The following is a 21,638-nucleotide window of genomic DNA, read 5'->3' as shown; positions in this document are numbered from 1 at the left end:
CCATGAGCAAGATCCTGATCCGCGGTGCGAAGGTCCTCGGCGGCGAGCCGCAGGACGTCCTCATCGACGGCGAGACCATCGCGGAGACCGGCACCGGCATCGAGGCGGGCGACGCCACCGTGATCGAGGCGGCGGGCCACATCCTGCTGCCCGGCCTCGTCGACCTCCACACCCACCTGCGCGAGCCCGGCCGCGAGGACTCCGAGACCGTCCTCACCGGTACCAAGGCGGCGGCGGTCGGCGGATTCACCGCCGTCCACGCCATGGCCAACACCTTCCCCGTCGCCGACACCGCCGGCGTCGTCGAGCAGGTCTGGCGGCTCGGCAAGGAATCCGGCTACTGCGACGTGCAGCCCGTCGGCGCCGTCACCGTCGGCCTGGAGGGCAAGCAGCTCGCCGAGCTCGGCGCCATGCACGACTCCGCCGCCGGAGTGAAGGTCTTCTCCGACGACGGCAAGTGCGTCGACGACGCCGTGATCATGCGCCGTGCGCTGGAGTACGTGAAGGCCTTCGACGGTGTCGTCGCCCAGCACGCCCAGGAGCCCCGCCTCACCGAGGGCGCCCAGATGAACGAGGGCGTCGTCTCGGCCGAGCTCGGCCTCGGCGGCTGGCCCGCCGTCGCCGAGGAGTCGATCATCGCCCGCGACGTCCTCCTCGCCGCCCACGTCGGCTCCCGGGTCCACATCTGCCACCTGTCGACCGCCGGCTCCGTCGAGATCGTCCGCTGGGCCAAGTCCAAGGGCTGGAACGTCACCGCCGAGGTCACCCCGCACCACCTGCTGCTCACCGACGAGCTCGTACGGACGTACAACCCGGTCTACAAGGTGAACCCGCCGCTGCGCACCGAGGCCGACGTCATGGCCCTGCGCGAGGCCCTCGCCGACGGCACCATCGACTGCGTGGCCACCGACCACGCGCCGCACCCGCACGAGGACAAGGACTGCGAGTGGGCCGCCGCCGCCATGGGCATGGTGGGCCTGGAGACCGCGCTCTCCGTGGTCCAGCAGACGATGGTGGACACCGGTCTCCTCGACTGGGCGGGCGTCGCCGACCGCATGTCGCTCCGCCCCGCGGCCATCGGCAGGCTCGAAGGACACGGCCGGCCCGTCTCGGCGGGTGAGCCCGCCAACCTCACCCTGGTCGATCCGGCATACCGTGGAGCTGTGGACCCCGCGGGCTTCGCCTCCCGCAGCCGCAACACTCCGTACGAGGGTCGCGAGCTGCCCGGCCGAGTGACCCACACCTTCCTGCGGGGCCGTGCCACGGTCGTCGACGGGAAGCTCGCGTGACAACACTCAACCCCCTCTACCAGCTGGCCGCCGAAGAGAAGTCGGCCGAAGTGACGGACTGGTCCGCCCGCATCAGCTGGGTCCTCGGACTGCTCGTCCTCATCGCCTTCGTCTACTGGCTGATGCGCCAGGGATGGAAGTGGCGGGGGAGCCTGCAGTCCGGCCTCCCCGAGCTCACGGCCACCCCCGAAGGGTTCGCGGACGGCGAGAAGCTGCTCACGCTCACCGGCCGCTACCACGCCTCGACGACCGCCGGGCAGTGGCTCGACCGGATCGTGGCGCACGGCCTCGGCACCCGCAGCCGGGTCGGTCTCACCCTCACCGCGCAGGGCCTCGACGTCGTACGCCCCGGGGCCGCCGACTTCTTCGTACCGGCCGCCGCGCTGCGCGAGGCCAGGCTCGACAAGGCGCTCGCCGGGAAGGTCCTGCCCGAGGGCGGCCTCCTGGTCATCACCTGGGAGCACGGCGACCGGCTGATCGACTCAGGCTTCCGCTCCGACCACGCGGCCGAGCACCAGGCGTGGGTCGACGCCGTCAATCACCTCACCGGCGCAGCCGGTGACCACCTCACCAGCACCACCACCAGCACGACGGAAGGCACCGCACGATGACGATCTCCACCCGGGGAGCCGGAAAGGCTCCTGCCGTACTCGTCCTGGAGGACGGCCGCTCCTTCCGCGGCCGCGCCTACGGGGCCGTGGGGGAGACCTTCGGCGAGGCGGTGTTCTCCACCGGCATGACCGGCTACCAGGAAACGCTGACCGACCCCTCGTACCACCGCCAGGTCGTCGTCATGACCGCCCCGCACGTCGGCAACACCGGTGTGAACGACGAGGACGCCGAGTCGAAGCAGATCTGGGTCTCCGGCTACGTCGTACGCGACCCCGCCCGCACCCCCTCCAACTGGCGCTCCCGCCGGACCCTGGACGAGGAGCTCGCAGCCCAGGGCGTCGTCGGCATCAGCGGCATCGACACCCGCGCCCTCACCCGCCACCTGCGCGAGCGCGGCGCGATGCGCGTCGGCATCTTCTCCGGGAACGCGATCGAGGACGAGGGCGTCCTCCTCGCCAAGGTGCGCCAGGCCCCCGAGATGAGCGGCGCCGACCTCGCGGCCGAGGTCGCCACCAAGGAGGCGTACGTCGTCCCCGCCGTCGGCACCAGGAAGTTCACGGTCGCGGCGATCGACCTCGGCATCAAGGGCATGACCCCGCACCGGATGGCCGAGCGCGGCATCGAGGTGCACGTCCTGCCGGCCACCGCCACCCTCGACGAGGTGTACGCGGTGAAGCCCGACGGAGTCTTCTTCTCCAACGGCCCCGGCGACCCGTCCACCGCCGTCCACCCGGTCGCCCTCATGCAGGGTGTCCTGGAGCGCAGGACCCCGCTCTTCGGTATCTGCTTCGGCAACCAGATCCTGGGCCGCGCCCTCGGCTTCGGCACCTTCAAGCTGAAGTACGGCCACCGCGGCATCAACCAGCCCGTGCAGGACCGCACGACCGGCAAGGTCGAGGTCACCGCGCACAACCACGGCTTCGCCGTCGACGCCCCCCTCGACAAGGTCTCGGACACCGCGTTCGGCCGGGCCGAGGTCTCCCACGTATGCCTGAACGACCAGGTCGTCGAAGGGCTCCAGCTGCTCGACCAGCCGGCCTTCAGCGTCCAGTACCACCCCGAAGCAGCCGCGGGCCCGCACGACGCCGCGTACCTCTTCGACCGCTTCGTTTCCCTGATGGAGGACCAGCGTGCCTAAGCGCTCCGATATCCAGTCCGTCCTGGTCATCGGCTCCGGTCCGATCGTCATCGGACAGGCCGCCGAATTCGACTACTCCGGCACCCAGGCCTGCCGCGTGCTCAAGGCCGAGGGCCTGCGCGTCATCCTGGTGAACTCCAACCCGGCGACGATCATGACCGACCCGGAGATCGCCGACGCCACGTACGTCGAGCCGATCACCCCCGAGTTCGTCGAGAAGATCATCGCCAAGGAGCGCCCCGACGCGCTGCTGCCGACGCTGGGCGGCCAGACCGCGCTCAACACCGCGATCTCCATGCACGACAACGGCGTGCTGGAGAAGTACGGCGTCGAGCTCATCGGCGCCAACGTCGAGGCCATCAACAAGGGCGAGGACCGCGACCTCTTCAAGGGCGTCGTCGAGGCCGTCAAGGCGAAGATCGGCTACGGCGAGTCCGCCCGCTCCGTCATCTGCCACACGATGGACGACGTCATCGCCGGCGTCGACACCCTCGGCGGCTACCCCGTCGTCGTCCGCCCCTCCTTCACCATGGGCGGCGCCGGCTCCGGCTTCGCCCACGACGAGGAGGAGCTGCGCCGCATCGCCGGACAGGGCCTCACGCTCTCGCCGACCACCGAGGTGCTCCTGGAGGAGTCCATCCTCGGCTGGAAGGAGTACGAGCTGGAGCTGATGCGCGACAAGAACGACAACGTCGTGGTCGTCTGCTCCATCGAGAACTTCGACCCGATGGGCGTCCACACCGGCGACTCCATCACCGTCGCCCCGGCGATGACGCTCACCGACCGTGAGTACCAGCGGCTGCGTGACATCGGCATCGCGATCATCCGCGAGGTCGGCGTCGACACCGGCGGCTGCAACATCCAGTTCGCGATCGACCCGTCCGACGGCCGGATCATCGTGATCGAGATGAACCCGCGCGTCTCCCGCTCCTCGGCGCTCGCCTCCAAGGCCACCGGCTTCCCGATCGCCAAGATCGCCGCCAAGCTGGCCGTCGGCTACACGCTCGACGAGATCCCCAACGACATCACCGAGAAGACGCCGGCCTCCTTCGAGCCGACCCTCGACTACGTCGTCGTCAAGGCCCCGCGCTTCGCCTTCGAGAAGTTCCCGTCCGCCGACTCCACCCTCACCACCACCATGAAGTCGGTGGGCGAGGCCATGGCGATCGGCCGCAACTTCACCGAGGCCCTCCAGAAGGCCCTGCGCTCCCTGGAGAAGAAGGGCTCGCAGTTCGCCTTCACCGGCGAGACGGGCGACAAGGCCGAGCTGCTCGCCGAGGCGGTCCGCCCCACGGACGGCCGCATCAACACCGTGATGCAGGCGATCCGCGCCGGCGCCACCCAGGAGGAGGTCTTCGACGCCACGAGGATCGACCCCTGGTTCGTCGACCAGCTCTTCCTGATCAAGGAGATCGCCGACGAACTGGCCGCCGCCGACAAGCTCGTCCCCGAGCTGCTGGCCGAGGCCAAGCGGCACGGCTTCTCGGATGTCCAGATCGCGGAGATCCGCGGCCTGCGCGAGGACGTCGTGCGCGAGGTCCGGCACGCGCTGGGCATCCGCCCGGTCTACAAGACGGTCGACACCTGTGCCGCCGAGTTCGCCGCGAAGACGCCGTACTTCTACTCCAGCTATGACGAGGAGAGCGAGGTCGCGCCCCGCACCAAGCCGGCGGTGATCATCCTCGGCTCCGGCCCGAACCGCATCGGCCAGGGCATCGAGTTCGACTACTCCTGCGTCCACGCCTCCTTCGCGCTGAGCGACGCGGGCTACGAGACCGTGATGGTCAACTGCAACCCGGAGACCGTCTCCACGGACTACGACACCTCCGACCGGCTCTACTTCGAGCCGCTCACGCTCGAGGACGTCCTGGAGATCGTGCACGCCGAGTCGCTGGCCGGCCCGATCGCCGGTGTCGTCGTCCAGCTCGGCGGCCAGACCCCGCTAGGCCTCGCGCAGGCGCTCAAGGACAACGGCGTGCCGATCGTGGGGACCTCCCCGGAGGCCATCCACGCCGCCGAGGACCGCGGCGCCTTCGGCCGGGTGCTCGCCGAGGCCGGCCTGCCGGCCCCGAAGCACGGCACCGCCACCACCTTCGCCGAGGCCAAGGCCATCGCCGACGAGATCGGCTACCCCGTCCTCGTACGCCCGTCCTACGTGCTCGGCGGACGAGGCATGGAGATCGTCTACGACGAGACCCGGCTGTCCTCGTACATCTCCGAGTCCACCGAGATCAGCCCCACCCGGCCGGTCCTGGTCGACCGCTTCCTCGACGACGCGATCGAGATCGACGTCGACGCGCTCTACGACGGCACCGAGCTCTACCTCGGCGGCGTCATGGAGCACATCGAGGAGGCCGGTATCCACTCCGGCGACTCCGCCTGCGCGCTGCCCCCGATCACGCTCGGCGGGTACGACATCAAGCGGCTGCGGACCTCGACCGAGGGCATCGCCAAGGGCGTCGGCGTACGCGGGCTGATCAACATCCAGTTCGCCCTCTCCGGCGACATCCTGTACGTCCTGGAGGCCAACCCGCGCGCCTCGCGGACCGTCCCCTTCACCTCGAAGGCGACCGCGGTCCCGCTCGCGAAGGCCGCCGCCCGCATCTCGCTGGGCGCGACCGTCGCGGAACTCCGCGCGGAGGGCCTGCTCCCGAAGCACGGCGACGGCGGCACCCTGCCGCTCGACGCGCCGATCTCCGTCAAGGAGGCCGTCATGCCGTGGTCGCGCTTCCGCGACGTCCACGGACGCGGTGTCGACACCGTCCTCGGCCCGGAGATGCGCTCCACCGGCGAGGTCATGGGCATCGACTCGGTGTTCGGCACGGCGTACGCCAAGTCGCAGGCCGGGGCCTACGGGCCGCTGCCGACGAAGGGCCGCGCGTTCATCTCGGTCGCCAACCGGGACAAGCGAACGATGATCTTCCCGGCGCGTGAGCTCGTCGCGCACGGCTTCGAGCTGCTCGCCACCTCCGGCACCGCCGAGGTGCTCAAGCGCAACGGGATCAACGCCACGGTCGTGCGCAAGCAGTCCGAGGGCGAGGGCCCGAACGGCGAGAAGACGATCGTCCAGCTGATCCACGACGGCGGGGTCGACCTCATCGTCAACACGCCGTACGGAACGGGCGGCCGGCTCGACGGTTACGAGATCCGCACCGCGGCCGTCGCCCGGTCCGTGCCGTGCCTGACGACGGTCCAGGCGCTCGCCGCCGCCGTCCAGGGCATCGACGCGCTGACCCACGGCGACGTCGGCGTACGTTCGCTCCAGGAACACGCGGAACACCTGACCGCGGCCCGCGACTAGCCACTCCGAAGGGGGACACCGGAAACGGTGTCCCCCTCTTCATGAGGACACCGTGATGTACAAACTCTTCTTCCAGCTGGTCTTCAAGCGGATGGACCCGGAGCAGGCCCACCACCTCGCGTTCCGCTGGATCCGCCTCGCCGCCCGCACCCCGGTCCTGCGCACCTTCGTCGCCGCCGCCCTCGCCCCCCGCCACAAGGAGTTGCGCACCGAGGCACTCGGCCTGCGGATGCACGGCCCCTTCGGACTCGCCGCCGGCTTCGACAAGAACGCCGTCGCCATCGACGGCATGTCCATGCTCGGCTTCGACCACATCGAGATCGGCACGGTCACCGGCGAGCCGCAGCCCGGCAACCCCAGGAAGCGGCTGTTCCGCCTCGTCGAGGACCGGGCGCTGATCAACCGCATGGGCTTCAACAACGAGGGCTCCGCGGCCGTGGCCGAACGCCTCGCCGCCCGCACCCCGGTCTTCCGTACGACCGTCGGCGTCAACATCGGCAAGACCAAGGCCGTCCCCGAGGACGAGGCCGTGGGCGACTACGTGAAGTCCACCGAGCGGCTCGCCGCCCACGCCGACTACCTCGTCGTGAACGTCTCCTCGCCCAACACGCCCGGACTGCGCAACCTCCAGGCCACCGAGGCGCTCCGCCCGCTGCTCACCGCCGTGCGCGAGGCCGCCGACCGCACCGTCACAGGCAGGCGCGTCCCGCTCCTCGTCAAGATCGCCCCGGACCTCGCGGACGAGGACGTCGACGCGGTCGCCGACCTCGCCGTCGAACTCGGTCTGGACGGAATCATCGCCACCAACACCACCATCGCCCGCGAGGGCCTCGGCCTGAGCTCCGGCGCGTCCCTGGTCAAGGAGACCGGCGGACTCTCCGGCGCGCCCCTCAAGGAGCGCTCGCTGGAGGTCCTGAGCCGCCTGTACGCCCGTGTGGGGACCCGGATCACCCTCGTGGGCGTCGGGGGCATCGAGAACGCAGAGGACGCCTGGCAGCGCATCCTCGCCGGTGCCACGCTCGTCCAGGGCTACAGCGCCTTCGTCTACGAGGGCCCGTTCTACGCCCGCGCGGTCCACAAGGGCCTCGCCGCCCGCCTGGCCGCGTCCCCCTACGCCACCCTCGCCGAAGCCGTCGGCGCCGAGACACGGAAGGTCATGCAGTGACCCTCGCACCCTTCGGCGCGCGCCTGCGCCACGCCATGGACACCCGCGGGCCGCTCTGCGTCGGCATCGACCCGCACTCCTCCCTGCTCACCTCCTGGGGCCTGAACGACGACGTCGCGGGCCTGGAGCGCTTCACGCGCACGGTCGTCGAGGCACTGGCCGACCGGGTCGCCGTGCTCAAACCGCAGTCCGCGTTCTTCGAGCGCTTCGGATCGCGCGGTGTCGCCGTCCTGGAGAAGGCCGTCGAAGAGGCCCGCGCGGCGGGGGCCCTGGTGCTGATGGACGCCAAGCGCGGTGACATCGGGTCGACCATGGAGGCGTACGCGGCCACCTACCTCCACAAGGACTCGCCGCTCTTCTCCGACGCGGTCACCGTCTCGCCGTACCTCGGCTTCGGTTCGCTGCGCCCCGCGCTGGAGGCCGCCGAGATCTCCGGCGCGGGAGTCTTCGTGCTCGCCCTCACCTCCAATCCGGAGGGCGCGGAGGTCCAGCGGGCCACCGCCGCTGACGGACGGCCGCTGGCCCAGGTGATGCTCGACCACATGGCCGCCGAGAACGCGGGGGCGGCGCCGCTGGGCTCCGTGGGCGCCGTGGTCGGGGCCACGCTCGGGGACGTGGACGCGGATCTGGCGATCAACGGACCGCTGCTCGCCCCCGGAATCGGCGCACAGGGCGCGACCGCCGCGGATCTGCCCGGTGTGTTCGGTGCGTCGGTCGGCAATGTGGTGCCGAGCGTGAGCCGGGGCGTGCTCCGCCACGGACCGGACGCGTCAGGGCTGCGCGAAGCCGCCGGACGGTTCGCGGACGAGGTCCGTGCGGCCGTCTCGGAAGGCTGACCATGCCACGTAACAGCCTGTTGACGGAATTCTGACCAGAATTCCGGGTTGTTATGGCCTAAATGTCCGTGTCGGTCGATGCTGACCAGGACTTTTCCGCTGTTCTCGCTGACTCAGGCGGCCTTGGCCGCTAGTCTCCGTCGAGAGCCAATGAGCACAGGTTGTTCGTTGCTCACCAGGTGTGGTGCCACCAGGTTCCCCACCGGTCCGTATCCGACAGATCGACATCCGAGGTGACGTAGGCGTGGCTCTTCCGCCCCTTACCCCTGAACAGCGCGCAGCCGCGCTCGAAAAGGCCGCCGCGGCTCGCCGGGAGCGGGCCGAGGTCAAGAATCGACTCAAGCACTCCGGCGCCTCGCTCCACGAGGTCATCAAGCAGGGCCAGGAGAACGACGTCATCGGCAAGATGAAGGTCTCCGCCCTTCTCGAGTCCCTGCCGGGCGTGGGCAAGGTCCGCGCCAAGCAGATCATGGAGCGTCTCGGTATCTCCGAGAGCCGCCGTGTCCGGGGTCTTGGCTCCAACCAGATCGCATCCTTGGAGCGTGAGTTCGGCGGCAGCGCCGCCTGACGTTCTCAGGCACTCCTGAGAACGGGGATAATCGCCCCATGGCTGCAACATCCCGGGGGACGTCCCCCGTACCCCCGGACGCACGTCCGCGGCTGACCGTGCTCTCCGGCCCCTCAGGGGTCGGCAAGAGCACGGTCGTCGCTCATATGCGCAAGGTTCACCCCGAGGTCTGGCTCTCGGTGTCCGCGACGACCCGAAAGCCACGCCCCGGCGAGCGCAACGGCGTCCACTACTTCTTCGTCGAGGACGAGGAGTTCGACAAGCTGATCGCCAACGGCGAGCTGCTGGAGTGGGCCGAGTTCGCCGGCAACCGGTACGGCACACCGCGCCGGGCCGTGCTCGACCGCCTGGAGGCGGGGGAGCCGGTGCTGCTGGAGATCGACCTCCAGGGCGCCCGACTGGTCCGCCAGTCGATGCCCGAGGCGCAGCTCGTCTTCCTGGCGCCGCCCGGCTGGGACGAGCTGGTGCGCCGGCTCACCGGCCGCGGCACGGAATCGCAGGAAGTGATCGAGCGCCGGCTCGCCGCGGCCAAGGTCGAGCTGGCCGCCGAGGCGGAGTTCGACGTCACGCTCGTCAACACCTCGGTCGAGGACGTGGCGCGCGAGCTGCTAACGTTGATGCTGCAGGCTTCCGGCCTCCGTGGTACCGACGACTGATCCACCTGTCCGCGCCGCGGACGCAGAGCATCACCACTGCGGAACCAGCATGATCAAAGATCTCTTTGATCTCTATCCCCTTCGGAAGGCAGAGAGTGTCCTCTTCCATCACCACGCCCGAGGGCATCATCAACCCGCCGATTGATGAGCTCCTCGAGGCCACCGACTCGAAGTACAGCCTTGTCATCTACGCCGCCAAGCGCGCGCGTCAGATCAACGCTTACTACTCGCAGCTCGGCGAAGGCCTCCTCGAGTACGTCGGTCCGCTCGTCGACACCCACGTGCACGAGAAGCCGCTCTCGATCGCGCTCCGCGAGATCAACGCGGGCCTGCTGACCTCCGAGGCCATCGAGGGCCCCGCGCAGTAAGCAGGCGGCAGGAAACGCACCTTCACCACAGGCCCGGCGGTCGGTACCGCCGGGCCTGTGGTGTGTCCCGCGCCACCCACGGGATCCGCCGTACCCCCCGGACCCCGGCCGGGGCGGTGAGGCAGCATGGGGTGCGTACGTCACGAGGCCGCACGCGAGTGCGCGGAGACACGAGTGCGGGGAGACGCAGTGGAGAAGCCGAAGGTCGTCCTGGGGGTCAGCGGAGGCATCGCCGCGTACAAGGCGTGCGAGCTGCTGCGCAGGCTGACCGAGTCCGGCCACGACGTACGGGTCGTGCCGACCGACGCGTCGCTGAACTTCGTGGGGGCGGCGACCTGGTCGGCCCTCTCCGGGAATCCCGTGTCGACCGAGGTCTGGGAGAGCGTGCACGAGGTGCCGCACGTCCGGATCGGGCAGGGCGCCGATCTCGTCGTGGTGGCACCCGCCACCGCCGACATGCTCGCGAAGGCCGCCCACGGGCTCGCCGACGACCTCCTGACCAACACGCTGCTCACCGCGCGCTGTCCGGTCGTCTTCGCGCCCGCGATGCACACCGAGATGTGGGAGCACCCCGCCACCCAGGAGAACGTCGCGACCCTGCGCCGCCGCGGTGCCGTCGTCATCGAGCCCGCCGTCGGCAGGCTCACCGGGGTGGACACGGGCAAGGGCCGACTGCCGGACCCGGGGGAGATCTTCGAGGTCTGCCGGCGCGTCCTGGCCCGGGGCGCGGGGACACCCGACCTCGCCGGCCGGCACGTGGTGGTCAGCGCGGGCGGCACGCGTGAACCGCTGGACCCGGTGCGCTTCCTGGGCAACCGCTCCTCCGGCAAGCAGGGCTACGCCCTGGCCCGCACCGCCGTCGCCCGCGGCGCCCGGGTCACGCTGATCGAGGCGAACACCGGGCTGCCCGACCCGGCGGGCGCCGACGTCGTGCGCGCCGGGACGGCCGTGCAGCTGCGCGAGGCCGTGCTGAAGGCGGCGGCCGACGCCGACGTCGTGGTGATGGCCGCGGCCGTCGCCGACTTCCGGCCCGCCGCCTATGCGACAGGGAAGATCAAGAAGAAGGACGGACAGGAGCCCGCCCCCATCGCGCTCGTCCGCAACCCGGACGTCCTCGCCGAGGTCGCCGCCGACCGCGCCCGGGAGGGGCAGCTCGTCGTCGGGTTCGCGGCGGAGACCGACGACGTCCTGCGCAACGGCCGCGAGAAGCTCCGCCGTAAGGGCTGTGACCTCCTCGTGGTGAACGAGGTGGGGGAGCGCAAGACCTTCGGGTCGGAGGAGAACGAAGCGGTCGTGCTCGGCGCCGACGGCAGTGAGACCCCAGTGCCGTACGGGCCGAAGGAAGCGCTCGCCGACACGGTTTGGGACCTGGTGGCCGCGCGTTTCGGCTAGATTGCACACACGCCGCCACGGCGAAGATTCTCATGACATTCGGCCGTGTCCCGTTCCCGGAAGGAGGGATTGTCGTACTGCCGTCAACAGTGCCGCAGGTCACAGACCTCCCAAGGGGCGAGACACGTGCCCCAATCACCGGAAGCGACCGATAAACTGGTCGACGGAATGTGCCGGGCGCAGCTCCCGGAGTTCCGACAATGATCAGCCAGCAGCCGCTGCAACCCCAGGGAGCGATGTGTCCCGCCGTCTCTTCACCTCGGAGTCCGTTACCGAGGGCCACCCCGACAAGATCGCTGACCAGATCAGCGACACGATTCTCGACGCGCTCCTGCGCGAGGACCCCTCCTCGCGCGTCGCCGTCGAGACCCTGATCACCACCGGTCTGGTGCATGTCGCGGGTGAGGTCACGACCAAGGCCTACGCCGACATCCCCAACCTTGTGCGCAACAAGGTGCTGGAGATCGGCTACGACTCCTCCAAGAAGGGCTTCGACGGAGCCTCCTGCGGCGTCTCGGTGTCCATCGGGGCGCAGTCCCCGGACATCGCCCAGGGTGTCGACACCGCGTACGAGAAGCGGGTCGAGGGCGACGAGGACGAGCTCGACAAGCAGGGTGCGGGCGACCAGGGGCTGATGTTCGGCTACGCCTGCGACGAGACCCCCGAGCTGATGCCGCTTCCGGTCCACCTGGCGCACCGGCTCTCGCGCCGGCTCTCCGAGGTCCGCAAGAACGGGACCATCCCGTACCTGCGCCCCGACGGCAAGACCCAGGTCACCATCGAGTACGACGGCGACAAGGCCGTCCGCCTCGACACGGTCGTCGTCTCCTCGCAGCACGCCTCGGACATCGACCTGGACTCGCTGCTCGCGCCCGACATCCGCGAGTTCGTCGTCGAGCACGTCCTCGGGCAGCTGATCGAGGACGGCATCAAGCTGGACACCGACGGCTACCGCCTCCTGGTCAACCCGACCGGCCGCTTCGAGATCGGCGGCCCGATGGGCGACGCGGGCCTCACCGGCCGCAAGATCATCATCGACACCTACGGCGGCATGGCCCGCCACGGCGGCGGTGCCTTCTCCGGCAAGGACCCGTCCAAGGTCGACCGCTCGGCCGCGTACGCCATGCGCTGGGTCGCCAAGAACGTCGTGGCGGCCGGGCTCGCCACCCGCTGCGAGGTCCAGGTCGCCTACGCGATCGGCAAGGCCGAGCCGGTGGGTCTGTTCGTCGAGACCTTCGGCACCGCCGCGGTCGACACGGAGAAGATCGAGCACGCGATCGGCGAGGTCTTCGACCTCCGCCCGGCCGCGATCATCCGCGACCTCGACCTGCTCCGCCCGATCTACGCGCAGACCGCGGCGTACGGGCACTTCGGCCGCGAGCTCCCGGACTTCACCTGGGAGCGCACCGACCGCGTGGACGCGCTGCGCAGGGCGGCGGGGATCTAGCACCGCCTGCCGATCCGCACGACCGGGGCCCGGACACCGTACGAGTGTCCGGGCCCCGGTCGTGGGCGCCTTCCGGGCCGCCGGGGTGTGTCAGTGGCGTCTGGTAGGAAGGTGGCTGTGAGCAGCGACGACGAGCGGTCCGACGAGCCCGGGTCCGGGGCACCGGAGCAGCTTGCGCTCATCCGGGAGACGGTGCGCAGGGCCAAGGTGCCGCGGGCCAAGCCGCGGACATGGCGGGGCGCACCGCTCGCCGCGAAGCTCCCGGTCGCCCGCGTCCTGGTGAACAAGGGCGCACTCCACCTCGACCAGTACTTCGATTACGCCGTCCCCGAGGAGCTCGACGCGGACGCGCAGCCCGGTGTCCGGGTGCGGGTGCGCTTCGGGGCCGGAGGACGTCAGGTCCGCGGCGGGCGACGCGAGGGCGGCGGGCTGATCGACGGCTTCCTGATCGAGCGGCGGGCCTCGTCGGACTACCAGGGAGCGCTGGCGGCCCTGGCCTACGTCGTCTCGCCCGAGCCGGTCCTCGGACCGGAGCTGCTGGAGCTCGCGCGCGCCGTCGCCGACCGTTACGCCGGAAGCCTCGCGGACGTGCTGCAGCTCGCGGTGCCGCCGAGGAACGGCCGCGCCGAGTCCAAGCCCTCACCGGCCCCCCTGCCGCCCCCTCCAGCCCCGTCGCCCGGCACCTGGGAGCGCTATGCCAAGGGCCCCGGCTTCCTGCGGGCACTGGCCGAGGGCGGGGCGCCCCGGGCCGTCTGGACCGCTCTGCCCGGACCGCACTGGCCCGAGGAGACCGCTCGCGCGATGGCCGCCACGCTGGCCTCGGGCCGGGGTGCGCTCGTCGTCGTACCGGACGGGCGGAGTGCCGGGCGCGTCGACGCCGCGCTCACCGCGCTGCTGGGGGAGGGGCGCCACGCGCTGCTGACCGCCGACTCAGGACCGGAGAAGCGCTACCGCCAGTGGCTGGCCGTCCGGCGCGGTTCCGTGCGCGCGGTGGTCGGGACGAGGGCCGCGATGTTCGCCCCGGTCGCCGACCTGGGACTCGTGGCCCTCTGGGACGACGGAGACTCCAGCCACAGCGACGACAACGCGCCCTTCGCGCACGTCAGGGAGGTCCTGGAGCTGCGGGTGGCGCACGGCCGCTGCGCGTTCCTGCTCGGATCCACGAGCTGCACGGTGGAGGCCGCCCAGCTGGTCGAGAGCGGCTGGGCCCTGCCCCTGCGCGCGGACCGGGAGCAGCTGCGGGCCGCCGCCCCCCTCGTGCGTACCGTCGGCGACGGGGAGCTCGCGCGGGACGGCGCCGCCCGCTCCGCGCGGCTGCCCAGCCTGGCCTGGCAGACCGTGCGGGAGGGTCTGCGCAGCGGCCCCGTGCTCGTCCAGGTGCCGCGCCGGGGCTACGCGCCCCGGCTGGCCTGCGAGCGCTGCCGCGAACCCGCCCGGTGCCGTCACTGCGCGGGGCCGCTCCAGGCACCCGACCAGCAGGACCTCAACTGCGCCTGGTGCGGGCGGGCCGAGACGGCCTGGAGCTGCGCCGCCTGCGGTGGCGTCCGGCTGCGGGCGCAGATCGTCGGCGCCCGCAGGACCGCCGAGGAGCTGGGGCGGGCGTTCCCCGCCGTTCCGGTGCGGACGTCGGGGCGGGACCATGTGCTGGACTCCGTGCCGGGTCAGCCCGCGCTGGTGGTCAGCACCCCCGGGGCGGAGCCGGTGGCCGAGGGCGGTTACGCGGCGGCGCTGCTGCTGGACGGCTGGGCGATGGTCGGCCGGCCCGACCTGCGCGCGGGCGAGGAGGCCCTGCGGCGCTGGACGGCCGCCGCCGCGCTGGTCCGGGGGCAGCCGGAGGGCGGCACCGTGGTGATCATGGCCGAGCCGACCCTGCGGCCCGTGCAGGCCCTGGTCCGCTGGGACCCGGTCGGTCATGCCCGGCGTGAGCTCGCAGAACGCGCTGAGCTCGGCTTCCCTCCGGTCTCCCGGATGGCCTCGGTGACCGGCCCGCCGGAAGCGGTGGCCGCCTACCTCGCCGGAGCGGACCTGCCGCCCGAGGCGGAGGTGCTCGGCCCGGTCCCCGTGCCGGCGGCCACCCCCGGCAGGCCCCGCCGGCAGGGGGACGCACCCGCCGGCGAGACCTGGGACCGCGCGCTGGTCCGTGTCCCGCCGGGGCGGGGAGCGGCGCTGGCGGCAGCCCTGAAGACGGCACTGGCGGCGCGGACGGCCAAGGGCACCGGAGACCCCGTACGGATCAGGATCGATCCGCCGGACATCGGCTGAGGCGGCCCGGGGCGGAATCCGCCGCGCCTTCGCCGCCGTCAGCCGTTGCGCGGCCCGGGAAAGGCGCCGGGGCGATCCGACGGCTGCGGTGGCATGGAGCGGGCCGTGGGCACGGTCGGCAGCACGGAGGAGGCGGCCGGCGTCACTGGCACCGCGCGGTTCGCGTTCTCGGCGGCGGCCTCCGCCGACCCGGGCTGCGAGGTCGTGCGGCGTGCGCCGTAACGCCGGTGCACCGCCTGCTTCGTGACCCCGAGGGCGGACCCCACCGCGTCCCACGAGAAACCCAGCGAGCGGTCGAAGTCCACCGCCGCGGTGACCAGCGTCTCGACGCTGTCCCGCAGTTCCTGGGCGAGCCGGACCGTCGGGGCCGGCGCCCTGCCGTAGACGACGAAGCCCGCGGACGGGCCGGAGCGGCGCGGACGGTAGACGTTGCCCAGCTGCGCAGTGAGGGTACGCAGCGCGTCCACCTGCCGCCGGACCCGCTCGATGTCCCGCACCAACAGGTGCAGACTGGCACGCGCCTGGGCGTCGTGGGTTGCGTGGTCGGCCATGAAGAAGCCTCTCGAACCGGCGTTGAAAGGGATCGGGCCGCGCGGCGGCGGCCCACTTCGGTCAATCTCACTTGACCAACGCGTCACCCGGCCATGTGGTCACGCAATAGGGGCGTATGTGCATATGCGCGGGGCGTGCGGACCTGCGTACGCCCCCTGGCGGCCCGGCCCGGGGAGGCCGGGCGGGGCCTCGGAGTGACCCCCTAGACTGGTGTGCTGCTCGCCACGTACGTTCCGGCCCGAGAGGCAGTCCGCCACCCATGAAGCTCGTCTTCGCAGGCACCCCCGAGGTCGCCGTTCCCGCTCTGGACGCCCTGATCGCCTCCGACCGCCACGAGGTGGCCGCCGTGGTGACCCGCCCCGACGCTCCGGCCGGGCGGGGCCGCCGGCTGGTCGCCAGCCCCGTCGCCGAACGCGCCGAGGAAGCCGGCATCGAGGTGCTCAAGCCCGCCAGGCCGCGCGACGAGGACTTCCTGGCGCGGCTGCGCGAGATCGCACCGGACTGCTGCCCCGTCGTCGCCTACGGCGCCCTGCTGCCCAGGATCGCGCTCGACGTGCCTGCCAGGGGCTGGGTCAATCTGCACTTCTCCCTGCTGCCCGCCTGGCGCGGGGCAGCGCCCGTGCAGCACTCGTTGATGGCCGGCGACGAGGTCACCGGCGCGTCGACCTTCCTGATCGAGGAGGGGCTGGACTCCGGACCGGTCTACGGCGTCCTCACCGAGGAGGTCCGGCCCACCGACACCAGCGGTGACCTGCTGACCCGGCTGGCCTTCGCCGGCGCGGGGCTGCTCGCGGCGACCATGGACGGCATCGAGGACGGCACTCTGCACGCCGTCCCGCAGCCCGCCGAGGGCGTCACCCTCGCACCCAAGATCACCGTCGAGGACGCCCAGGTGCAGTGGTCCGCCCCCGCCCTCCGGGTCGACCGTGTCGTGCGCGGCTGCACCCCCGCGCCGGGGGCGTGGACACTCTTCCGCGGGGAGCGCCTCAAGCTGGTCCAGGCGGTGCCCGTCCCGGACCGTACGGATCTCACCCCCGGCGAGCTGTCCGCGGGCAAGAACAACGTGTACGTGGGTACCGGCTCGCACGCCGTGGAGCTCCTCTGGGTCCAGCCCCAGGGCAAGAAGCCGATGCGCGCCGCCGACTGGGCCCGCGGCGTGCGCATCGCCCACGGGGAGCTCCTGGGGCTCTGAGGTCCCGGGGGAGGGGGCGGGCCCCGGCGACGTACGCTGGACGGGTTCGTCCCCTCACCTTCAGCGGAGCACCTTTCACGTGAACGACCAGCAGCGTCGCCGTCCCTCCACACCGCACCGGCGTCCCAAGAAGGACCCGGTCCGGTTCCTCGCCTTCGAGGTGCTCAGGGCCGTCGACGAGCGCGACGCCTACGCCAACCTCGTCCTCCCCCCGCTGCTGAAGAAGGCGCGCGCCAAGGGCGAATTCGAGGGCCGGGACGCGGCGCTGGCCACCGAGCTGGTCTACGGGACGCTGCGCCGGCAGGGCACCTACGACGCGATCGTCGCCGCCTGCATCGACCGGCCGCTGCGCGAGGTCGACCCGCCCGTGCTCGACGTGCTCAACATGGGCGTCCACCAGCTGCTCGGCACCCGCATCCCCACCCACGCGGCCGTCTCCGCCAGTGTGGAGCTGGCGCGGGTGGTGCTGGGCGAGGGCCGCGCCAAGTTCGTCAACGCGGTGCTGCGGAAGGTCTCCGCGCACGACCTCGACGGATGGGTGGAACGTGTCGCGCCCGCGTACGACGAGGACGCAGAGGAACACCTCTCCGTCGTCCACTCGCATCCCCGGTGGATCGTCTCCGCCCTCTGGGACGCCCTGGGCGGCGGCCGGGCCGGGATCGAGGACCTGCTGGAGGCCGACAACGAGCGGCCCGAGGTGACGCTGGCCGCCCGCCCCGGCCGCTCCACCACCGAGGAGCTGCTGGACGCACTCGGCGAGGAGAGCGGCCTTCCCGGCCGTTGGTCGCCGTACGCCGTGCGGATGGCCGAGGGCGGCGAGCCCGGCGCCCTGGCCGCCGTGCGGGACGGCAGCGCCGGTGTGCAGGACGAGGGCAGCCAGCTCGTCGCCGCCGCCCTGGCCAACGCCCCCGTCGAGGGCGACGACACCCGGTGGCTGGACGGCTGCGCCGGCCCGGGCGGCAAGGCCGCGCTGCTGGCCGCGCTCGCCGCCGGACGCGGCGCGACCCTGCTCGCCGCCGAGAAGCAGCCGCACCGCGCCCGGCTCGTCGAGCGCACGCTGGCCGGCAACCCGGGGCCGTACCAGGTGATCACCGCCGACGGCACCAGGCCGCCGTGGCGGCCCGGCTCCTTCGACCGGGTCCTCATGGACGTCCCCTGCTCCGGCCTCGGCGCGCTGCGCAGGCGTCCGGAGTCCCGCTGGCGGCGCCGCGCGGAGGACCTGGAGGGCTTCGCCCCCCTGCAACGCGGCCTGCTGCGCGAGGCGTTGAAGGCCGTACGGGTCGGCGGGGTCGTCGGTTACGCGACCTGCTCACCGCACCTCGCGGAGACGAGGGTCGTCGTCGAGGACGTACTCAAGGGGCGCGGCGGGGAACCGTTCGAGGCGGAGTGGGTCGACGCCCGCCCGCTGCTGCCCGGAGTCCCCGCCCTGGGCGACGGGCCCGACATCCAGCTCTGGCCGCACCTGCACGGCACCGACGCGATGTACCTCGCGCTGCTGCGCCGCACGGGCTGACCGCCCCGGCGGCGCCCCGGTGCGTACGGGGGGAGGACCGTACCGGCTGATCACACGAGGTGATCATGGGGGTGGAATGACCGGGAATGCGCGAACCGTGATGATCCCGTGAGGCTTTGAGGCGCACCGAGGCGGGGAAGTGCCGCCGGGCATGGCAGGCTTGGGTGCATGGCCCAGATCAACCCCAGCATCCTGTCCGCCGACTTCGCCCGTCTCGCCGAGGAGGCGAAGGCGGTGGAAGGCGCCGACTGGCTCCATGTAGATGTCATGGACAACCATTTCGTGCCCAACCTGACGCTCGGCGTGCCCATCGTGGAGGCGCTGAGCAAGGCGACGGACACCCCGCTGGACTGCCATCTGATGATCGAGGACGCGGACCGGTGGGCCCCGCAGTACGTCGAGGCCGGTGCGGGCTCCGTCACCTTCCACGCGGAGGCCGCGGCGGCGCCCGTGAGGCTGGCCCGGGAGATCAGGGCGAAGGGCGCCCGCGCCTCCATGGCGCTGAAGCCCGCGACGCCCGTCGAGCCGTACGAGGACCTGCTCCCCGAGCTCGACATGCTGCTGATCATGACGGTGGAACCCGGCTTCGGCGGCCAGGCGTTCCTGGACATCATGCTGCCGAAGATCCGCCGTACGCGTGAGCTGATCTCCAAGCACGGTCTGGAGCTGTGGCTCCAGGTCGACGGCGGAGTCTCGGCCACCACCATCGAGCGGTGCGCCGAGGCCGGTGCGGACGTGTTCGTCGCCGGCTCGGCGGTGTACGGGGCCGAGGACCCGGCCGAGGCGGTGCGGGCGCTGCGGGCACAGGCGGACACGGTCACGGCTTCCGCACCCTGGGCATGCGGCCACTGAACCAACCTCGGATGAACGCAGCCCGACGGGGCTGATCAGGGATCGTCGCATCTGACAGGATGAACGGCGTATCGGCGTGTGAACAGCAGTGAGGAGATCGCGGTGTCTGGCATCTCGGCGGGTCGGTCAGCCATGCGGATGGGACCCGCGGAGCTGGTGCAGGCGGCGGCCATGGCCCGCCGGTTCTACCTCGAGGGAAAATCGAAGATCCAGATCGCCGAGGAGTTCGGCGTCAGCCGCTTCAAGGTGGCCCGGGTCCTGGAGACAGCCCTCGAGCGTGATCTCGTACGGATCGAGATCCGGGTACCGGCGGAGCTGGACGCGGAGCGCTCCGACGCCCTCCGGGCCCGCTACGGACTGCGGCACGCCGTCGTGGTCGAGTCTCCCGCGGAGGAGCAGGACGACGCCGCCGACCCGGAGAACCTGGGTGAGGTGGCGGCCGACCTGCTCGGCGAGCTGGTGAACGAGGGCGATGTGCTGGGCCTGGCCTGGGGCCGCTCCACCATCCACATGGCGGCGGCACTCGACCGGCTCCCCCCGTGCACGGTCGTGCAGCTCACCGGCGTCTACGACGCGGGTACGGCCGAGCGCGGCTCGGTCGAGGCGGTCCGCCGTGCCGCGCAGGTGTCCGGCGGCGAGGCGCACCCGATCTACGCGCCGATGCTGCTGCCCGACCCGGCGACGGCGGCCGCGCTGCGCCACCAGACAGGGATCGCCCGTGCCTTCGAGTACTTCGACAAGGTGACGGTCGCCGCGGTCTCCATCGGGTCCTGGGAGCCCGGCATCTCCACCGTCCACGACATGCTCTCGGACGAGGAGCGGGCCCACTACGCCTCGCTCGGTGTGGCGGCGGAGATGTCCGCCCACCTCTTCGACGCGAACGGACGCAGGGTCGGCAGGGACCTGGGCGAGCGGTGCATCACCGTGGAGGCCGACCGGCTGCGCCGCATTCCCGAGGTGGTGGCCATCGCCGGAGGGCAGCGGAAGGCGGCGGCGATCGGCGCGGTGCTGCGCTCGGGGCTGGTCACCAGCCTCGTCACGGACACCGCGGCGGCGGACTACCTCCTGACGGAGTTCGCCGCGGGACAGCGCCCGGCACTGGAGCGGGCCGACCCCGACGACTGACCGAGGACATGGCGGAGGCCGGACACCGCGGGTGCCCGGCCTCCGCCATGTCCGGCTTCAGCCGCTGCCGCCCGCTCCCAGCCGCACGTGGTCCGGGCTCACTCCGAGCACGGACTCCTCCAGATAGGCCGCGGGCTCCGCGTACTGGCTGACGTCCGCCGGGTTGTAGCGGGGAGTCTGCCGTGACCAGTCCAGGTTTCCGCGCATCCAGCTCCGCATCCCGTCGAGATACGGCACGAGCAGGTCCGCCAGCTCCGGGTACAGGGCGAGCAGCTCGGCCTCCGCGGTGAGGAAGCGTCTCGTCTCGGTGGCGATCTCCGCGCACACGTGCTCCAGCGCCTGGCGCTCACCGTAGCCGCGGTGGTGCCGGACCAGATGGACGAGATTGTGGATCTCGCCCAGCACCTGCTCCTTCTCGTAGGAGTAGACGTCGTTCGCCCAGCACACGACGTTGCAGGCGGCTTCGAGCGCCGTGATGAACCGGGCGTCGTTGTGGACCGACTCGGGTGCCCCGATGCCGGCCACGATCTCTATCAGGTCCATGCACACATGGATGGCCCCGGTGTGCCGGCGCTTGGCGATGTAGGTCGCCTCGGACGGCACGACCCCGTCGGCACGGTTCCCCGCCTCCCAGGTGGTGGCGGTCGTCAGGTATGTCATGAGGTGCCAGGTGAAGCGGGCGCGCCAGTGCGGGGCGACTCCCGGTACCGTACGTTCCCACAGGTCGGCCAGGGCGACGAGCGCGGCGGGGGCCTCCCCGTCCGCCAGGGGCCCGGGAGCCCCGCCCTCGATCACGTCACGCATCCGCTCGACCACGTCGCGTACGCGTTCGGGGCTGCGGCCCAGGTGTCCGTCGTCCAGCTGGTCGTCGACGAGGAAGAGCCAGACGAACCAGTCGGCGACCAGGTCGAGGTGCTCACTGTCGGCCGTCGGGTGGACCATGCCCACGAAGGCGCCGAAGTCGGCCTGCTCGAAGCGCTTCCTGGCCGATTCCCGGTGCACCAGACCGGTGCGCCGCGTCCAGGCGTCGAGGTGCTCCCTGGTGTGAGCCACATGCGGATTGCTCCGCTGGGGGAACGGGCAGTAGATGTCGGGCAGTTCGCTCTCCACAGGCGGATCCCCATCTTCTCCGGCCAAACGCGTGACAGGTGTTCCGGGTGCGTGGGCGGTGTCGCGCCTACCGCATGGACCTGCGGATTTGAAGCTACCTGACCCTTCGTCACCCGGTCCAGGGATAGTGATCGCGAAGGAGCGAATCCTGTTCGGGTAGGGTCCATGGGTAAGGCAGGCTTCCACTTGCCCGGCCCCCGGGCAGCCTCCTTGGAGGAACTGACGAACGCGGGGGTCCATTGCTGTGTCTTCGTGGAAAC

Annotated in this window: 18 protein-coding genes; 16 read left to right on the top strand and 2 right to left on the bottom strand. The window is 71.6% G+C overall.

Annotation, left to right across the window (positions count from 1 at the left end; translation table 11 throughout):
• The first annotated feature begins 2 nt into the window (after positions 1-2).
• The 12 genes from ACZ32T_RS25230 to ACZ32T_RS25175 all read left to right on the top strand — a co-directional run bounded on the left by ACZ32T_RS25230 (position 3) and on the right by ACZ32T_RS25175 (position 15,034).
• Positions 3-1,289: a dihydroorotase gene (locus tag ACZ32T_RS25230; protein ID WP_467264864.1), complete on the top strand. Its 1,287-nt coding sequence runs from the start codon at positions 3-5 to the stop codon at positions 1,287-1,289.
• Positions 1,286-1,900, top strand: a complete 615-nt coding sequence (locus tag ACZ32T_RS25225; protein ID WP_467264866.1) for a PH-like domain-containing protein — start codon at positions 1,286-1,288, stop codon at positions 1,898-1,900. Before ACZ32T_RS25230 ends, ACZ32T_RS25225 begins: the two co-directional genes overlap by 4 nt.
• Positions 1,897-3,039, top strand: coding sequence for a glutamine-hydrolyzing carbamoyl-phosphate synthase small subunit (gene carA, locus ACZ32T_RS25220; RefSeq protein ID WP_365931454.1), 1,143 nt, complete (start codon positions 1,897-1,899; stop codon positions 3,037-3,039). The genes ACZ32T_RS25225 and carA overlap by 4 nt, the downstream gene beginning before the upstream one ends.
• Positions 3,032-6,340, top strand: a complete 3,309-nt coding sequence (carB, locus tag ACZ32T_RS25215; protein WP_467264868.1) for a carbamoyl-phosphate synthase large subunit — start codon at positions 3,032-3,034, stop codon at positions 6,338-6,340. The genes carA and carB overlap by 8 nt, the downstream gene beginning before the upstream one ends.
• 55 nt (positions 6,341-6,395) lie before the next feature.
• Positions 6,396-7,505: a quinone-dependent dihydroorotate dehydrogenase gene (locus tag ACZ32T_RS25210; protein WP_467264870.1), complete on the top strand. Its 1,110-nt coding sequence runs from the start codon at positions 6,396-6,398 to the stop codon at positions 7,503-7,505.
• Positions 7,502-8,341, top strand: coding sequence for an orotidine-5'-phosphate decarboxylase (pyrF, locus tag ACZ32T_RS25205; protein WP_467369169.1), 840 nt, complete (start codon positions 7,502-7,504; stop codon positions 8,339-8,341). The genes ACZ32T_RS25210 and pyrF overlap by 4 nt, the downstream gene beginning before the upstream one ends.
• Positions 8,342-8,585: 244 nt before the next feature.
• A complete protein-coding gene (locus tag ACZ32T_RS25200; protein WP_014157387.1) occupies positions 8,586-8,909 on the top strand; it encodes an integration host factor in 324 nt (107 codons plus the stop codon).
• Between the two features lie 38 nt (positions 8,910-8,947).
• Positions 8,948-9,565, top strand: a complete 618-nt coding sequence (gmk, locus tag ACZ32T_RS25195; RefSeq protein ID WP_467264875.1) for a guanylate kinase — start codon at positions 8,948-8,950, stop codon at positions 9,563-9,565.
• A 95-nt stretch (positions 9,566-9,660) separates the two neighbouring features.
• A complete protein-coding gene (gene rpoZ / locus ACZ32T_RS25190; RefSeq protein ID WP_003970369.1) occupies positions 9,661-9,933 on the top strand; it encodes a DNA-directed RNA polymerase subunit omega in 273 nt (90 codons plus the stop codon).
• Between the two features lie 189 nt (positions 9,934-10,122).
• Complete coding sequence (gene coaBC, locus ACZ32T_RS25185) at positions 10,123-11,325, top strand: bifunctional phosphopantothenoylcysteine decarboxylase/phosphopantothenate--cysteine ligase CoaBC (protein ID WP_467369167.1); 1,203 nt, start codon at positions 10,123-10,125, stop codon at positions 11,323-11,325.
• A 238-nt stretch (positions 11,326-11,563) separates the two neighbouring features.
• Positions 11,564-12,772 carry a methionine adenosyltransferase gene (gene metK / locus ACZ32T_RS25180; RefSeq protein ID WP_467264879.1) on the top strand — a complete coding sequence of 403 codons (1,209 nt, stop codon included), beginning with the start codon at positions 11,564-11,566 and terminating at the stop codon, positions 12,770-12,772.
• Positions 12,773-12,889: 117 nt separating this feature from the next.
• The gene (locus ACZ32T_RS25175; RefSeq protein WP_467369165.1) at positions 12,890-15,034 is read left to right on the top strand and encodes a primosomal protein N'; all 2,145 of its coding nucleotides are present in this window, start codon (positions 12,890-12,892) and stop codon (positions 15,032-15,034) included.
• 38 nt (positions 15,035-15,072) lie between these two features.
• Here the strand turns inward: ACZ32T_RS25175 and ACZ32T_RS25170 are convergent, their stop codons facing one another.
• Complete coding sequence (locus ACZ32T_RS25170) at positions 15,073-15,585, bottom strand: hypothetical protein (protein ID WP_467264883.1); 513 nt, start codon at positions 15,583-15,585, stop codon at positions 15,073-15,075.
• Positions 15,586-15,845: 260 nt separating this feature from the next.
• Between ACZ32T_RS25170 and fmt the strand changes: the two genes are divergently transcribed.
• From fmt to ACZ32T_RS25150, 4 genes are all read left to right on the top strand, one after another.
• The gene (gene fmt / locus ACZ32T_RS25165; protein ID WP_467264885.1) at positions 15,846-16,778 is read left to right on the top strand and encodes a methionyl-tRNA formyltransferase; all 933 of its coding nucleotides are present in this window, start codon (positions 15,846-15,848) and stop codon (positions 16,776-16,778) included.
• Positions 16,779-16,857: 79 nt separating this feature from the next.
• Positions 16,858-18,291 carry an RsmB/NOP family class I SAM-dependent RNA methyltransferase gene (locus ACZ32T_RS25160; RefSeq protein ID WP_467264887.1) on the top strand — a complete coding sequence of 478 codons (1,434 nt, stop codon included), beginning with the start codon at positions 16,858-16,860 and terminating at the stop codon, positions 18,289-18,291.
• Positions 18,292-18,459: 168 nt separating this feature from the next.
• Positions 18,460-19,143 (top strand): ribulose-phosphate 3-epimerase, encoded by a 684-nt coding sequence (rpe, locus tag ACZ32T_RS25155; RefSeq protein WP_356712587.1) that lies wholly within the window; start codon positions 18,460-18,462, stop codon positions 19,141-19,143.
• Positions 19,144-19,275: 132 nt separating this feature from the next.
• Positions 19,276-20,268: a sugar-binding transcriptional regulator gene (locus tag ACZ32T_RS25150; protein ID WP_467264889.1), complete on the top strand. Its 993-nt coding sequence runs from the start codon at positions 19,276-19,278 to the stop codon at positions 20,266-20,268.
• Between the two features lie 57 nt (positions 20,269-20,325).
• Here the strand turns inward: ACZ32T_RS25150 and ACZ32T_RS25145 are convergent, their stop codons facing one another.
• On the bottom strand, positions 20,326-21,378 hold the full coding sequence (locus ACZ32T_RS25145; RefSeq protein WP_467264891.1) for a terpene synthase family protein: 1,053 nt from the start codon (positions 21,376-21,378) through the stop codon (positions 20,326-20,328).
• Positions 21,379-21,638 lie beyond the last annotated feature (260 nt).

The sequence above is a fragment of the Streptomyces sp. NPDC023573 genome, from assembly GCF_055559735.1.
This window is presented reverse-complemented; position numbering and strand designations above follow the sequence as displayed.